The 14481-nt window shown below is 72.5% G+C and carries 11 protein-coding genes; 2 read left to right on the forward strand and 9 right to left on the reverse strand.

Annotated elements, in window-relative coordinates; genetic code table 11:
• Positions 1–79: 79 nt before the first annotated feature.
• From dcd to LQ326_RS10055, 9 genes are all read right to left on the reverse strand, one after another.
• Positions 80–697 (reverse strand): dCTP deaminase, encoded by a 618-nt coding sequence (gene dcd / locus LQ326_RS10015; RefSeq protein ID WP_234534777.1) that lies wholly within the window; start codon positions 695–697, stop codon positions 80–82.
• Positions 694–2664 (reverse strand): PEP/pyruvate-binding domain-containing protein, encoded by a 1971-nt coding sequence (locus LQ326_RS10020; protein ID WP_234534778.1) that lies wholly within the window; start codon positions 2662–2664, stop codon positions 694–696. Before LQ326_RS10020 ends, dcd begins: the two co-directional genes overlap by 4 nt.
• 62 nt (positions 2665–2726) lie before the next feature.
• On the reverse strand, positions 2727–3518 hold the full coding sequence (locus LQ326_RS10025; RefSeq protein WP_234534780.1) for a hypothetical protein: 792 nt from the start codon (positions 3516–3518) through the stop codon (positions 2727–2729).
• Positions 3519–3556: 38 nt separating this feature from the next.
• Positions 3557–4093, reverse strand: a complete 537-nt coding sequence (locus LQ326_RS10030) for an NUDIX hydrolase (protein WP_234534782.1) — start codon at positions 4091–4093, stop codon at positions 3557–3559.
• Positions 4094–4102: 9 nt separating this feature from the next.
• Entirely contained in the window at positions 4103–4789 is a 687-nt protein-coding gene (locus LQ326_RS10035) for a class I SAM-dependent methyltransferase (RefSeq protein WP_234534784.1), read from the reverse strand.
• Positions 4786–5349: an adenylyltransferase/cytidyltransferase family protein gene (locus LQ326_RS10040; protein ID WP_234534786.1), complete on the reverse strand. Its 564-nt coding sequence runs from the start codon at positions 5347–5349 to the stop codon at positions 4786–4788. Before LQ326_RS10040 ends, LQ326_RS10035 begins: the two co-directional genes overlap by 4 nt.
• Positions 5346–6545 (reverse strand): aminotransferase class V-fold PLP-dependent enzyme, encoded by a 1200-nt coding sequence (locus tag LQ326_RS10045; protein ID WP_234534788.1) that lies wholly within the window; start codon positions 6543–6545, stop codon positions 5346–5348. Before LQ326_RS10045 ends, LQ326_RS10040 begins: the two co-directional genes overlap by 4 nt.
• The gene (locus LQ326_RS10050) at positions 6538–8040 is read right to left on the reverse strand and encodes a nucleotidyltransferase family protein (RefSeq protein WP_234534790.1); all 1503 of its coding nucleotides are present in this window, start codon (positions 8038–8040) and stop codon (positions 6538–6540) included. Before LQ326_RS10050 ends, LQ326_RS10045 begins: the two co-directional genes overlap by 8 nt.
• Entirely contained in the window at positions 8037–8693 is a 657-nt protein-coding gene (locus tag LQ326_RS10055) for a dTMP kinase (RefSeq protein ID WP_234534792.1), read from the reverse strand. Before LQ326_RS10055 ends, LQ326_RS10050 begins: the two co-directional genes overlap by 4 nt.
• 276 nt (positions 8694–8969) lie before the next feature.
• On the opposite strand from LQ326_RS10055, the gene LQ326_RS10060 reads away from it, so the two are divergent.
• On the forward strand, positions 8970–11213 hold the full coding sequence (locus LQ326_RS10060; RefSeq protein WP_234534794.1) for an ATP-binding protein: 2244 nt from the start codon (positions 8970–8972) through the stop codon (positions 11211–11213).
• Between the two features lie 37 nt (positions 11214–11250).
• Positions 11251–14280 (forward strand): tetratricopeptide repeat protein, encoded by a 3030-nt coding sequence (locus LQ326_RS48265; RefSeq protein ID WP_308401882.1) that lies wholly within the window; start codon positions 11251–11253, stop codon positions 14278–14280.
• Positions 14281–14481 lie beyond the last annotated feature (201 nt).

The raw sequence follows: 14481 nt of genomic DNA on the forward strand, positions 1-14481 counted from the left end.
TCGTTCCTGCGGTGCAACGGGTCGGCACCGACGGCGCCTGGCCGGCTGGTTCCGGCTTGCCTGGAGCGCGCGGCCGGTGTCAGGAGGGTTCGGTGAGCGGTGTGCGAGCGGCCACGGCACCGCTCCGGCCCCCCGCGTAGTAGTGGCCGAACTGGTCCAGCAGGCGGCTTGGTGCGGTGCCGAGTTGGCCTGTTCTGCCGCTGGGGTGCCGTGCCGCCGCCGGGGCCGAGAGCCGGGCGAAGACGAGGTGACAGACCGGAGTGCCGGCGTACAACCGCACCCGGCGGCCGCCGACCGTCGACAGTTCGAAGACGAGGCGCGAGGGAGCGCCGTGGGCGAAGCCCGCGTTGACGAGCTGGGACGTGGCGTGCACCTGGACGCCGAGCCGGGCGACGTTGGAGATGCCGGACAGCAGGCCGACCAGGGAAGGCGCGAGGCTGACCTGTTCGCGGGTGCCGGCCAGCACGAGGGCGTCCGGCGTGAGCACCACGCTGTCACCGGTTTCGAGGACGCCCTCGCACCGGGCGAAGCTCTCGGGGTCCGCGGTGTCGAGGGTCTCGTCGCCCTCGATGCGGCGGAACGGCCCCGCCAGCCGCAGCAGGTAGCTGTTGCGCTTGACCAGCCGTTCGTCGAACGGCGTGATGCCGATGTCGCCGCACCGGACGGCGCCGAGGATGTCCTGGTCGGAGAGGATCACGGGGTCTGTCCCTGCCCGGCCTGCCGCGGGGCAACGGGCCCCACCGTCTGCGAGGCGCTGTCCAGCAGGACCACGGAGTCCGCGGCGAGCGTGTCGAACGCCTCCGCGTCCACGAGCGCGGGAACGCCGAGTTCGCGCAGCACGATCGACAGGTGGCTGAGGTAGGAGCAGTTGCGGAAGACGAAACCGACCGACCTGGGGTCGCGGGCCCGGATGAACCGTTCGAGCGAGAGGTACGGCAGCCGGGCCAGTACCACGACGGGGTCGTCCGCCGGCCGGCTGCCTGCCGCGTCGCTCCGGTCGGTGTGGAAGTGGAAGTCGAGGGACTCCATCAGCAGGTCGTGATCGTCGTCGATGCGGATCACCCGCCCGCTGACCCGGCCAGGAGCGATCACGTTGAGCGCTTCCGGGGCGGCGCCCTCCGCGTCCTCGTCGACGAAGTCGATGAGGAAGAACGAGCCGTCCGAGGTGATGCCGAACTCCACTGAGGGCTGCTGGTAGTACGCGCCCGCCACCGCGACGGCTCGGCAGACCTCCTCGATCTGCCGGTGGGACAGCTCCGGCGTGCGGCCGGCCACGACGCTCCTGGGCTGACCGTCCTCGATGACGAACGCCCTTTCCTGAAGGGTGAGTTCGCGCTGCACCACCTTACCGTCGAGGGTGCACACGTACTGCGAGGTCGTCACGACCCCCTTGGGCACGAAGGCCCCGAACCCGATCTCGACCAGGACCCGGTCGCCGAACCTGCGTGCCACCCCGGACTGGACAGCCGACCGTACCTCCGTGGCGATGAGCGCGAACTCGTCGTGGGCGGCGCCCACCAGTTGCACGATGCCGTCAAGGTCCTGGCGCCTCGTGCCGGCGGCGCTGAAGCGGCGGACGATCGAGCCGGACAGTCTGGCCGGGTCCTGGAGGACGAAGCTGATCTGAGGGGCGTCGCGCAGGGCTGGGGGCAGCGTGGAGGCGTCCGGTCCTGCGGAGCCGGCGGTGGGGCGGGCCCGGACGATCCACGCCCGCCCCACCGCCAGGTCGTTCTCCTCGGCGATCAGCCGCAGCCGTACCTTGTCCAAGCCGGTCAGGGCGCCCAGTTCGGCCCGGTCGGCCGACGTCACCGGGACGAAGCGGAGGGCGAAGTCCCGGTGCGCCGGTGCGGGCAGCGAGGTGATCGGACGCGCCTGCACCGGGATCACCGCGTTGTCGGTGGTGACGCACAGTTCGATGTCCTGCGGCGCTGCCCGGTGGTCGGTGACGGCCTTGCCCAGGCTCCGGATCTCCGCGATCAGCCCCAGCACGCGGGTCTCCAGCGCCGCGTCGCACCAGTCGGGCCGGTTGACCGTCCGCATGCCGTCACCCGAGAGCCGGACGGAGAGGGGCTCGGTCTCGCCGCCGACCAGCGCGCTGCCCGCGCCGGGAACCACGTCCAGCAGATAGCTCTCGCGGTCCCCGGTCAGAGGGTCGGCGGTGAACAGCACGCCGGACAGGTCGGCCGGCACCTGTTCCTGCACGATCACCGAGATGGGAACGGGCTCGCCGGCAGCCGCGCCGTCCCCGCTCGCGGTCTCCGTCCCGCCGCCGGACTCGTCGGCTTTCACCCGCCCGGTGTAGTAGGCCGCACGGTCCGATTCGCCGGAGCGCGCGCAGCGCTCCACGGCCGCCGCCAGATTCTGGCTGCCGACGCCCAGTTCGGTCACGAACTGCCCCGCGTACGAGGCGTGCGGGCCGTCCTCCGCGGCCGCCGACGAGCGGACGGCGAACGGCCGGCGCAGGCCGTGTTCCTCCACCAGCGAGGCGAGCAGCCGCGCCAGTCCGTCCCGGTCGGAGAGGAGGGAGGACAGCGCACCGGCCGGCAGCACGAATCCCGGCGGGACGGGCAGGCCGATCGCGAGGAGTTCGCCCAGCCCGGCGGCCTTGCCGCCGACACGGCCGCTGTCGGTCGCGCGCAGGGAACTCAGGGCGGGGATGTCCATGAAGTACCTTTCGTGTTCCGCTCCGGTCTGTCGCCCGGAAGACGGGGGTGGGCCGGCCAGGATCAGAGGGCGAGGTCCGGCAGGGCGATCGCCTGCTGCCAGAGCTCCTGGTAGTGGTCGACGAGCAGGTGGAACAGCTTGAAGTCGTCCTTCTCGGAGATCCAGAAGGTCGGTCGTTCCACCGGCGGGAGGGTGTGGAGTATCGGCTCCACGTGCGCGTATCCCGAGTGTTTCTTGACGTCGAAGAGGATCACCGACGCCGTCGGGATGACGGGGTAGGCGCGTATCTCGATGTTGCGCTGCTGTCTGGGGGTCAGGCCCGCGTGCCAGTGCCGCAGGTGCGCCAGGTTCGCGCGCAGCACGGCTTCCAGGTTCGGGAAGCCGTGCACCGCCCCCATGTCGCCGATCCACGGCACCTTGTCGCCGTTGGCGTCGACGGGACTGAGCAGGGCGAGCCTGAAGTGGCAGTCGGAGAGTGCCCGGTCGGCGATGGTGGGCAGCATGTGATGGACGACGTGGCCCAGTTGCAGCCCGTAGATCTCGACGGTCCGGTGAGCTCCCTCAAGCTGCTCGCCCAGGGCCGGGAGCTGGGAGCGGCCCGTGAAGAGCAGCCCGCCGCGGGCACCTTTCAGCACGGCGTTCTGCCGGATCCGGATGTCGGCCGTGGCGAGCGCGATCAGGCCGAGCAGCAGGACGACGGTCGCGGAGAAGAGGACGTCGATCCACGTCCGGTTCTGCGTGAATCCGGAGACGATCTCGAGCACGGTGACCAGGACGGCGAGCAGGCACCCGGTGTACGCGTCGGGGTATTGCCGTGCGCGGACTGCCCCCACGATCCGGGAAAAGAACCCCATCGGCGTCACAACTCCTTTTCGCCGGGCGTTGTCCGGACTCAGATCACGTCGCACACGGCGAGGGCGGCGATGGTCTTGGCGTCGACGATCCGGCCTTCGCGCACCATGGCGCGCACGTCGCCGCGCGGCACCATGAAGCGCTGGATGAACTCGCCCTTGTCCGGGTGCGCCGGCCCCGGCACCAGACCGGTGGCCGCGTAGACGTAGGTGGTCTCGTCGGACAGGTGCGGACTGATCCGCAGGGTGCCGGCCAACTCGACCTGACCGGCCTGGAATCCGGTCTCCTCGCGCAGTTCCCGGACGGCTGTCCGCGCCGGGTCCTCGCGTGGCTCCACCCGGCCGGCGGGGGCCTCGATCACCCACGACTGCGGCGGGAAGCGGAACTGGCGGATCAGTACGAGATCGTCGCCGTCCAGCGCGACGATCAGGGCGATGGCGGGAAACCGCACGACGTGGGTCTCCATGCTCTGGCGTCCGGCCAGCTGAACGGTCCGGGAGTCCACGGAGATCCAGTCGCCGAACGAAGTGGTCCTCACGTCCGACGTGTTGATGGTCGGGGCGGGCATGTCGGTCATGGCTCCTCCTCACTCGTTCCGTTCGGCGACGAGCCGGACGAAGGCCTGGTGGGGGTCCTTGCGGGTGCGGCCGTGCTGTTCCAGCAGGTAGGGCACGAACAGGTCCGAGGTGAGGTCGTAGAGTGTGCGGCGGCTGAAGTACCGCTTGGTGTCCCCCGGTTCCAGCTCGTAGTAGTCAGGGCCGAGTTGTCTGCCCTCGCCGTGCTCGGGGTCGTCGACGGAGTTGACCATGACGCACAGCAGGCCGCCAGGGCGCAGGACCCGCTGGAATTCGGTCATGATCTTCCGGGTCGTCGGCAGGTCGAAGTAGTGGACGCTGAGGTGCGCGTAGACGACGTCGAAGGACCGGTCGTCGAAGGGGTACGGGAAGTCCGCCAGGGAGGCGGTGACGCGTCGGACCGACCCGGACAGGGCCTCCTCGGGGATCTGGGCGAGGGCGAAGTCCGAGTGGTCCATCGCCGTCACCCGGTGTCCGGCCGCGGCGAAGTAGGCGCTGTCCTGCCCCTGCCCGCAGCCGGCGTCCAGTACCGCCGAGCCGTTCGGGAAGCGGCCGGCGACCTCCTGTGCGAAGTAGGTGGGGGTACGGATCCAGTCGGTGCCCCGATACGAGCGGTGTTTGGTGTTCCAGAAGGTGGCAGTCATCGGTTCGGTGATCTCCAGGGGGAGCGTGCGTGCGGGCTTGCTGGTACTGCTCACGGCGACTGCGGCGGTGCGGCTCCCTCGGGCGGCACGGCGGCGGTCAGGCCGTCGATGACGCGGGCGGTGCCACGGGGCACCAGCGCGCGCCAGTCCTCCCCGGCGGCCATGCGCCGGCGCACCTCGGTCGCGGTCACCCGGCGCGGATTTCCGGGTACCGCGGAGACGGCGTACCCGGCGGCCTCGAAGCGCCGGTACTTCTCCTCGTCCCAGGGCTCGTTGAGGGTGACCAGGTGGAGGCAGCGGCGGGGCAGGTAGTCGTCCCACGTGCCGGGGTCCGAGACGTCGAACGGCACGACACGCACGGTGCACACGTCGGACGGCACCGCCTCCGGCAGGGAGGCGGTGACCATCTCCGCCCGTTCGAAGTAGGTGTAGGGGTTCGCGTCCTTGGTGTGCCGGTGGGCCGAGGTCCGTTCCTCGGCGAGCCGGCCCAGGGCGGGGTTGGTGATGCCCACGACGACGTTCCGGCTGCGGCGTGCGGCGATGCCGAGGTATTCGAGGTGTCCGAGGTGGAAGGGCTGGAAGCGCCCGTGGATCACGGTCCATCGCGGGTTCACGGCACCCTCCGTGCGGTCGGTCCGGGGGCACCGAACGGCGCCAGGTCGTCGAACAGCGCGGCGACGTCGTCCGGTGCGGTGCAGGCGTGCACGCTGACGCGCAGCCATTCCTCGGTCGCGGCGACCGACCAGCCCCGGGCGCGCAGGCGGGACTTCACGGCACGGTGGTCCGCGACGCGGGGCGAGCAGACCCGGACGATGCCGTACCCTCCCGGGGCCGATGCCGGGCCGCACACGCGGAAACCCGCGTGCGCGGCGGCGACCGGCACGTCGGCGGCCGTCGTCCGGCACACCGCGGCCAGGTGCCGCGGGCCTGCCCGCTGGTAGGCGGACAGGGACGCCAGCAGGCCGTGGAGCGCGGAGAGGTCCGGCAGGTTTCCCTCCAGGGCAGCCGCTCCTCCGCGCTCGCGGGGCCCCGGCTGCCACGCGCCGTCCGCCGCGGTACGTGCCTCGCAGTTGCGCGGGGACAGCAGCAGCGGGGAGAGCCCGTCCAGAGCCCCGGGCGCGGCGATGACGAATCCGGCGCCCATCGGGCCGAGCAGCGCCTTGCGGCCCGAGGCGAGGAGGACGTCCACCCCGAGGGCGTCGAAGTCCACCGGGACGCGGCCCACCGACTGCGCCGCGTCCACGACCACCACGGCGGGTGACAACTTCCGGGCCAGTGCGGTGAGTTCGGCCACCGGTTGCAGTACGCCGTCGAGATGTGTCAGGTGGGTGCAGGCCACCACCGCCGTGCGCTCCGACAGCAGGAGGGCGGCCCGCTCCAGGTCGACCAGTCCGCTGGGCAGGCACGGCAGGGTGCGCAGCCGGACGTCGGCGCGCCGTCCCGCCAGCCGGCACCACGGCGCGGCGTGCGCGGGATGGTCCGCCGCGGTGACGAGCACCTCGCCGCCCGGCGGCACGGTGAGCCCGCCGGCCAGGGCCGAGGACGCCTCGGAAACGCTGCGGACGAGCGCCACCTCCGCGTCCGGTCGGGCGCCGAAGACCGTCCTGATGCGTGCCCGCAGCGCGTCCAGGCCGGCCGTCCGTTCGCTCTGGAAGTCCGGCGGCGAACGGTGGGCGGCCGCCGCCGCGGAGAACTCCGCCACCGCCCGGACGCAGGCGCGGGAGAGCGGGGCGGTCGAGGCCCAGTCGAAGAACCGGCCGGTGTCGGAGGACGGGCGGAAATCGTCGTCGTGCACGGCGCGCTCAGTCATCCGCCGGCTTCTCCTTCCGTGGGGCGGTGGCGCCCTGCAACGACGCGAGGTGCTTCGCCAGTGCGGCGTCCCGGCTGCTGACCACCTGGTCCCATGAGCAGAGGAAGACGTCGTCACCGATGGCCACCAGCTGCCGGTCGGGGAATGTGCCGCCCACCCGCACCCCCGTGGCGGGTGTCGGCCTGAGTCGCGGAAGCCCCGTGGCAGAGCCGTCCGGCGCGGCTGAGGTGTCCGGCGTGACTCCGGTGAGGGCCGGGTGACCTGTGTGGATCATGGTCGGGCAGGCGTCCGACCGCAGCCGCCATCGGGTCAGGTCGGTCCGCGCCATCAGCCGCACCAGCAGCTGCTGCGGCAGGGTGCGGTCGCTGAGTGTGACGGACAGCCGCCGGTTGTAGAACACGGCGCACTGGCCGGCTCGACGGGCGGCGACGAGCGGCCCCCGGCGCCGGCGCAGCGCCGACCGGTACGCGTGGACCGCGTTGACGGCGGCGCGCCGGTGCCAGTTGCGGTCGTGCATGCGCCAGAGCGGCGAGGTGCGCCCGCCGCCCGCCGCGCGGCGCAGGGACCGCGCGAAGCCGCCGACGCGCGGGTCGCGGTAGAGCCTGGTCAGGTGGTCGGCGAGCAGCAGCGCCTGTGGCTCCAGCGAGTGCCGCCGGATCTCCCGTGCGAGGCGGCCGAAGTCCACGTCGTCCCGCGTCAGGGCCAGTGACACGGTGTCGTTGGCGTCCTTGACCGACACGTACCCGTCGGACAGGGCGTGGGCGAACATCACCAGCAGGGTCCCGGTGGGGTTGACGCCCTGGTAGCCGAGGTCCGGTGCGACGGGTTCGTAGAAGTCGGTCAGCGGGAAGTCGAGGTAGTCCCCGGCCCCTACTGAGTAGGTGCCGAAGTGGATGTCCACCCGGGAGAACCGGGCGCCGTCCACGCGGACCAGGAAGAGTTGGCCGTACTCGGTCCGGCCGTGCTCGAACTCCGCCTTGAACCAGGGGCATTCCTCCTCGTCGAAGACGTAGCCCCGTTCGCGCAGCAGCCGGACCACGGCGAGGCAGGCCGCCCAGTCGGGGACGTACACGTCGATGTCGCGGCTCCAGCGGGGCGACGGATCCACGTAGAAACGGGCGTTGTTGAAGCCCTTGATGACCGCCAGGCCGGCGCCTGCCACCTCCGGTTGTCCGGCGAGCCAGGCCAACTCCGAGCGCAGCAGCCGCAGATGGTCATCGAGGCGCCCGGCCTCGGCGGCGTGCCAGGACTTGGCGGCGGCGGCCCGCGCACGGTGGGCTTGGGGCCCCGAGATCGCCAACTGGTCCAGCCCGTACTGGAACTGGGGAATGGCCTTGTGCACCCGCAGGATGTCGCCGAGCGCCCTGCGCCGGCCCTCCAGCCGGTGAAGTGCCGCCGCCGCATGCTCCGCCCGTTCCGGGTCGACGAACATCGTCGCCCAGGTGTCGAGCACCGACGACGCGAACCGGTCGCCGCCCCTGACCCGCCCGCTCACGACAGTGCCTCCAGTTCGGGCAGGCGCGGCACAGCACAGAGCTCCAGGGTGTCCCGCAGCGACGTGAGCACCTCGTCGAAGGGCCGCTCGCCGTCGAGTCGGTACACCGCCGGATGACCCCTCAAGTCGTCCTCCCACTGGGCGAGCAGGCACTCCTGGAAGCGGACGAAGCCGGCCGCCTGCCCGCCCGGATCGTCGAACCGCTCGTACGGCGCGCAGGTCCCGCCCCTGCGCGCCCAGGCCGTGCGCGGGTCCACGTCGAGCAGCACCACCGCGTCCGGCACCGGCAGCAGTTGGCGCAAGTCCTCGAGCGCCGGGCTCAGGCGGCCGAGGGCACGCTCCTTCGCCAGCACCTTGTACCAGTACGAGTCCAGCAGGACGTTCCGGCCTTCGACGACCTCAGGTCGCACCAAGTACTCGTACTGGGCCACAATGTGACCTCCGACGAACATCGCGCGCGGCAGGTCGGAGAGCCGGTCCTTGATGGCGCTGGGTGCGTCCGGTGCCATGACGGCGGGTAGTTCGTGGTTGCGCAGGTCGCGCCAGCCGACGGTGGCGAACGTGCCGCCGCGCAGAGCAGAGAGGAGACTGGTCTTGCCGCTTCCGTCGATCCCGAGCAGCACGATGAAGAGTCCTCTGGTGGCGCTGTCCATGTCTTCTCCTCGCCCTCAGGCGCTCGATCCCGCGCATTGCCGACCGCACGGCACCCACCATGCGCCCGGCGGCGGCGCACTGCCGACGGGTTTCCTGCCACAGGAAACCCGGGGAAACACTGGCGGCCGGATCGCCGCAGCTCAGCGGCCGGAAAACCGGAAGCGGACGAGGGAGTTGTGCAACCCCCCGTCACCCGGAAGCAGGGCGCGTGGGGGACAGCGGCGGCGATCCGCCGCGGGCGGCACGCCGACGATCGGGGCAGGAGCACGTCCGGCATGACCGGGCAGGACCCGTATGGGAGGGACGAAACCGGCCAGGACGCGGGCGCGGCGGCCGGATTCGGTCCGTCACTGCGCAGGCGGCGGGCAGCCGCGGGATTGTCCCTGGCCGACCTCTCCCGCCTCGTGCACTACAGCAAGGGCTACCTCAGCAAGGTCGAGAGGGGACTGGCCTTACCGAGCGCCGAGCTCGCGCGCCTGTGCGGCGACGTGCTCGGCCCCGACGACCTGTCCCCCGCCGTGCGTGCGCCCGCGGACGCGGCCCGGCAGATTCCGGGGCAGCGCTACGCCCTCCCCGAGCCGAGCGGGCACTTCGTCGGCCGAGAGGACGAGACGAAGCTGATCGAGTCGCTCGTCCTGGGGCCCGGCCCTCGCCGGCGTGCCGGGACGGTACTGTGCGCGATCACCGGGATGGCCGGCGTGGGCAAGACGGCGCTGGCGCTGCGGATCGCCCACCGAACGGAGGCCCACTTCGCCGACGGCTGTCTCTACCTCGACCTGCACGGCTACTCGCAGGACCTGCCCGCTGTCACGGTCGCGGACGCCCTGGACCGGTTGCTGCGCATGTTGGGCATGCCCGCCGAGACCATTCCCCACCACGTGGAGGACCGGGCCGCCGTCTACCGGGGGGCCATGACCGGCCGACGGGCCCTGGTGGTCCTGGACAACGCCGTCGACTCCCACCAGATCAGGCCGCTGCTGCCGCGCGAACCGGGCTGCCCCGTCCTCGTGACCAGCCGGAGTGCACTGCCCTCCCTGGACGAGGGCCACCACGTCCCGCTGGGTCCGCTGCCGGCACTCGACGCGGAGGCACTGTTCAGCAGCATCTCCGGGATCGGCACGGGCGACCGGGGCACTTCCGGCGGGAGCCCGCCCCCGGCGGGGGTACGCGACGTCGTCGAACTGTGCGGCCGGCTGCCGCTCGCGTTGCGCATCGCGGCCACCCGGTGCCGGCCCGGCGGACCGCGGACGGTGGCGGACTTCGCGCTGCGGCTGGCCGATCGGCGCTGGGGACTGGCCGAACTGGACGACGGGGAGCGCAGTGTGGTTGCGCCGCTCACCGTCTCCTTCGACGCGCTCGGCCCCTCCGAACAGCACCTGTTCGCGCTGCTCGGTCTGTTGCCGGGCGACGACTGCACCGCCGTGTCGGCCGCCGTCATGGCCGACTGGGACCTGCCCGCCGCGGAGCGGGCACTGGACCGGCTGGCCGACGCCCACCTGCTGGTGCGGACCCGTCCCGGCCGCTTCCGCCTGCACGACCTGCTGAGGGTGTTCGCCCGGCAGGTCGCGGACCGCAGGTTCGCGCAGGGCACCCGGGCGGCGGTGACCGCACGGCTGGCCGGGTACTACGTCGCCGCGGCCGACGCGATGGGGCGCGTGCTGGCACCGCACCGCTACCGTCTCCCCGTCACCGACGGCCTGGACGTGACCGCCGCGCTGCTGCCGCCTGTCGCCGGACACGACGAGTCGCTGGCGTGGTTCGCCGCGGAGCAGGAGACCGTCGTGGCCCTGGCCCGGGAGAGCGCCCGGCTCGGCATGGACATCGAGTGCTGGCGACTGGCGTACGTCCTGCGGGACTTCTTCTTCCTCACCAAGCGATGGGACGCCTGGGTCGCCAGCCACCGTGAGGCCCTGCTCGCCGCGCACCGAGCCGCCGATCCCGCCGCCGAGGCGGTCACCGCGAACAACCTCGGCCTGGCCCTGATCGAGACCGGTGACCTCGACGGCGCCGCCGCGCACTACGAACGCGCCCACCGGATCTTCCGCGGCATCGGCGACGAGCACGGCGCGGCCAACGCCGTCGCCAACCGGGCCTGGGTGCACTTCTACCGGGGCGAACACGCCGAGGCCTTGAAGGAGTTCAGCACAGCACTGGCCTATTACACGCGCAGTGGCGCCCGCCGCAATGTCGCCATCACGCTGCGCGGCATCGGCCTGACCGAGGTGGAGCTGCGCCAGTTCGACGCCGCCATCGGGCATTTGACGACCGCGCTCGCTACCCTGGACGACCTGGGCCTGCACCTGGACACGGCCATGGCACTGAACTGCCTCGGCGAGGCCTACCTGCGCAGCGGCCGGCCGCGGGAGGGCGCCGTGCGGCTGGAGCGTGCCGTCGCCGTCAGCCGCATGTGCGGCAGCCGCCACGAGGAGGCGAGGGCGCTGCACCATCTCGCCCTGGCAACGGCGGAGTTGTCCGGCGCGGTGCCGCTGACCGACCGGGAGAACCGGCAGGACGGGTGAGGGGGAGGCCGTGGGTTCGGCGGGAGCGGAGGGTCCGGTGCGTTCCGGGCACAGGTACGACGTGTTCCTCAGTTACGCCTGGGAGGACATCGACCTGGCGGTGCGCTTCCAGGAACTGCTGGAGGCCCGCGGCCTGTCGGTCTTCAGAGACGTCACCGGCATGCGGGACTACGACGACATCCCGACCGTCATCCGCGCCGCCCTCGACGGCTCACGGACCCTGGTGGCCCTCTACACGCCCAGTTTCCCGGAGAGCCAGTACTGCCGCTGGGAGATGTACACGGCGCTGACCCGCTCCTACCACCTGTCCGGGCAGACCCGCCGGGTGATGGCGGTCGTCCGTGGCATGGGGTTCTCCCAGGTGCTGTCCTCCCGGCTGAAGTGCCTGCGTCTGCCCGCCGTCACGGCCGCGCTGGCCGACGTGTCGGACTCCGTGCGACAGCTGGTCGACGCCATGGACCACCGGACCTTCGGCGACGCTCCCGAACCGCCGGTGCCCTCCTGGTATCCGGAACCGGCCGTCGGCAGCCGGTACTTCCGCGGCCGGCTGCAGGAGCTGTGGCAGATCCGGGACGCCTTCGACGGCGACGACGGGGCGGGCAGCGACCTCCCGCCCGTGGTGTTCCTGGCCGGGGGCGGCGGCATCGGCAAGACGATGCTCGCGGAACAGTACGGGCGGCTGTTCGCCGAAGACCATCCGGGCGGCGTGTTCGTCCTCGGGGGGCTCGGCTCCCATCCCTACGGCTCCCCGGACCCGCTGCGGGTGGCAGCGTTGGTGGACGACCGGATCAGGGCCATCGCCCACCGCCTGGAACTCGTCGGACCCGATGCGCCGGCCGCGGCGGCCCGCGCCGCGCTGAGCACGCGTCTGGTAGACACCGGCACGCCTTACCTGTGGATCCTCGACGACCTGCCGACCGGGGTGGACACGGCCGTCTTCCGCACTCTGGTCGCTCCCACGGCGCTGGGCAGAACGCTCGTGACGTCCCGCGCCCCGGGACCCGGGGGGCAGGGGGCGCGCATCGACGTCGGGGAACTGGGCGAGCTGGACTCCCTTGCGCTGCTGTCGAGCAGGCTGTCGCCGTCCCCCGGTGTGGAGCGCCAGGCACGTCGGAGGCTGGCGCAAGCGCTGGGGCGCCATCCGCTGGCGATGGCTGTCGCGGCGGAACTCGTCGCGCTGCCGGAGACCGGCGGCTTCGCCGGTCTCCTCGCCTCCTTCGCCGAGCCGAGCCCGGACGTCCTGGAGACCGCGGAGCGGCTCGGCGTCCATCTGCCGACGGCCCACGGCGTCAGCATCTGCGCCACCCTGCTGCGCGGGATCGACCGGCTGACGCCCGACGGCCTGACCGTCATGCGGCTGGCGTCCCTGTTGGCGCCGGCGCCGTTCTCACCGGACCTGCTCACGGACATCCTCGCTGAGTCGGAGTCGGAGGCGGAGGCGGACCGGGAGGACCCGGACCGGGAGGAGCGGGACCGGGAGGAGCGGGACCGGGAGGAGCGGGACCGGGAGGAGCGGGACCGGGAGGAGCGGGACCGGCGGGAGTTCCGGGAGTCGGTCCACCGCGGTCTCGCCGAGGCCGAGCGGCTGGCGCTGGCCCGCCCCGACGGCACGGGGAACTGGAGCGTGCACGCCCTCGTCAGCCGAACCGTCCGGCTCGCCGACCACGACGACACCGCGCGCGAACGCGCTCGCCGGGCCGCCGTCCGGGTGCTCGGGGAGAGGCTGGAAGGACCCGCGGCGGGTGCCGCCGCCCGGCTCAGGACCTTCGAGGCGCTTCCGCACGTGCGGACGGTCGCCGTCGCGCTGGCGGAGCGGGACGACCAGCATCTCCTGAACGAGGCGGGCCGGGTGCGTTCCGAGAGCGGGGACTCCGGGACCGGGCTCGGACTACTGCGCGTGCTCCACGACGGGTGCGTCGCGGCTCTCGGCCCGTCCGACATCACCACCCTGCGGGTGCTGGCCGGCCTGGCGGTCGCCCACGGGATGTGCGGAGACCACGACACGGCGGTGCGCCTCAAGCACCAGGCGTACGAAGGGCTCGCCGCCCTCCTGGGACCGCACCACCCCGACACCCTGACGGCGCTCAACAACATCGGAGTGACCGAGCTCGACCGCGGCGAGTACCGCACGGCATGGCGGGTGTTCGGGCAGGTGTACCGGGCGAGGTCCCGCAGGAACAGCGCGCACCACCCGGACACCCTGCTGGCGCTGGCCAACGCCGCCGTCGCCGCCTCCTTGGAGGGCCGCCACGCGTTGGCCCTGCGGCTGCGCACCTCCTTGCTCGCCCGCACGGCCCGGGTGCTGGGCACCCGGCACCCGCAGTACGCGGACGCGCTGAACGGCATGGGCACCACCGCGTACGCGCTCGGGCACCACGCGGAGGCCGCCGACTGGTTCGACCGGGCGTACCGGCTGCGTCGGGACCTGCACGGGGAGCAGCACGGCGACACCCTCGACGCGCTGGAGAACCGCCTGGTCGCCGCTGCGGCCGACCGGGACGGGACGGCGGTCCCGGACCGCGAGGAGGAGGGCTTCCGCGAGGTGTACCGGTGCAGGCTCGACCTCCAGGGGCCGTCCCACCCGGCGACGGTCACGACCCTGCGCCACTGCCTCGTCGCCTGTCACGGCGGGGCAGCCGCCGACGGCCCGGCCGGCGAGGGGGGTCCGCCCCTGCCGACGCCCCGGATGGAGCCCGTGCAGACGCTTCCGCACGGCGTGACGCCCGGCGGTGTCCGCCTGGAGGCCGACGACATGGACCGCAGGATCGAGACGTTCGAACTGGCCTGTTCCGCACAGGAACTGATGGCAGACAGCGGCGAGGACGACGAGGTGCGGGCGCTGATGACGCAGCTCTGGCTGGCGCACGCCACCGCCCTGATGGACCAGATGGACGGGCAGCGCGACGTCGCCCTCGCCGTCGCGGAGGACACCGAGGCGGGTCTGGCCCGGGAACTCGGACGTGACCACCCCCTCACCCGGACCGCGACGTCCCTGTGCCGGTGGATCGAGGAGTTGGTCGACGCGGCGGTGGAGTGGCCGGGAGAAGGACGGACCTCCGTCGGCTGAAGGCGTGCCGGTGACGACAGCGCGACATCGCGGAAGGCAAGACGCCTGCGGAGGCCCGCCACCTCGCTCGGGCCGCTCGACACACAGAGGCGCTACGAGGTCACAAATGTCAGTCCGGCCGCGTGCGCGGCGCCCCTGCCGATGAGCCGAGAATCCCGAACCGGCAGACCCGCCTCGGGCGTTGTGGGCACCGATCCGCTC

Source organism: Streptomyces shenzhenensis, from assembly GCF_021462265.1.
Classification (GTDB): Bacteria; Actinomycetota; Actinomycetes; order Streptomycetales; family Streptomycetaceae; genus Streptomyces; species Streptomyces shenzhenensis.

Bases quoted from the DNA above. Each gene is read 5' to 3' on its own strand.
- LQ326_RS10045 (WP_234534788.1), bottom strand. From the start codon at position 6,545: ATGACTGAGCGCGCCGTGCACGACGACGATTTCCGCCCGTCCTCCGAC.
- LQ326_RS10055 (WP_234534792.1), bottom strand. From the start codon at position 8,693: ATGGACAGCGCCACCAGAGGACTCTTCATCGTGCTGCTCGGGATCGAC.
- LQ326_RS10020 (WP_234534778.1), bottom strand. From the start codon at position 2,664: ATGGACATCCCCGCCCTGAGTTCCCTGCGCGCGACCGACAGCGGCCGT.
- LQ326_RS10060 (WP_234534794.1), top strand. From the start codon at position 8,970: ATGACCGGGCAGGACCCGTATGGGAGGGACGAAACCGGCCAGGACGCG.
- LQ326_RS10030 (WP_234534782.1), bottom strand. From the start codon at position 4,093: ATGACCGACATGCCCGCCCCGACCATCAACACGTCGGACGTGAGGACC.
- LQ326_RS10025 (WP_234534780.1), bottom strand. From the start codon at position 3,518: ATGGGGTTCTTTTCCCGGATCGTGGGGGCAGTCCGCGCACGGCAATAC.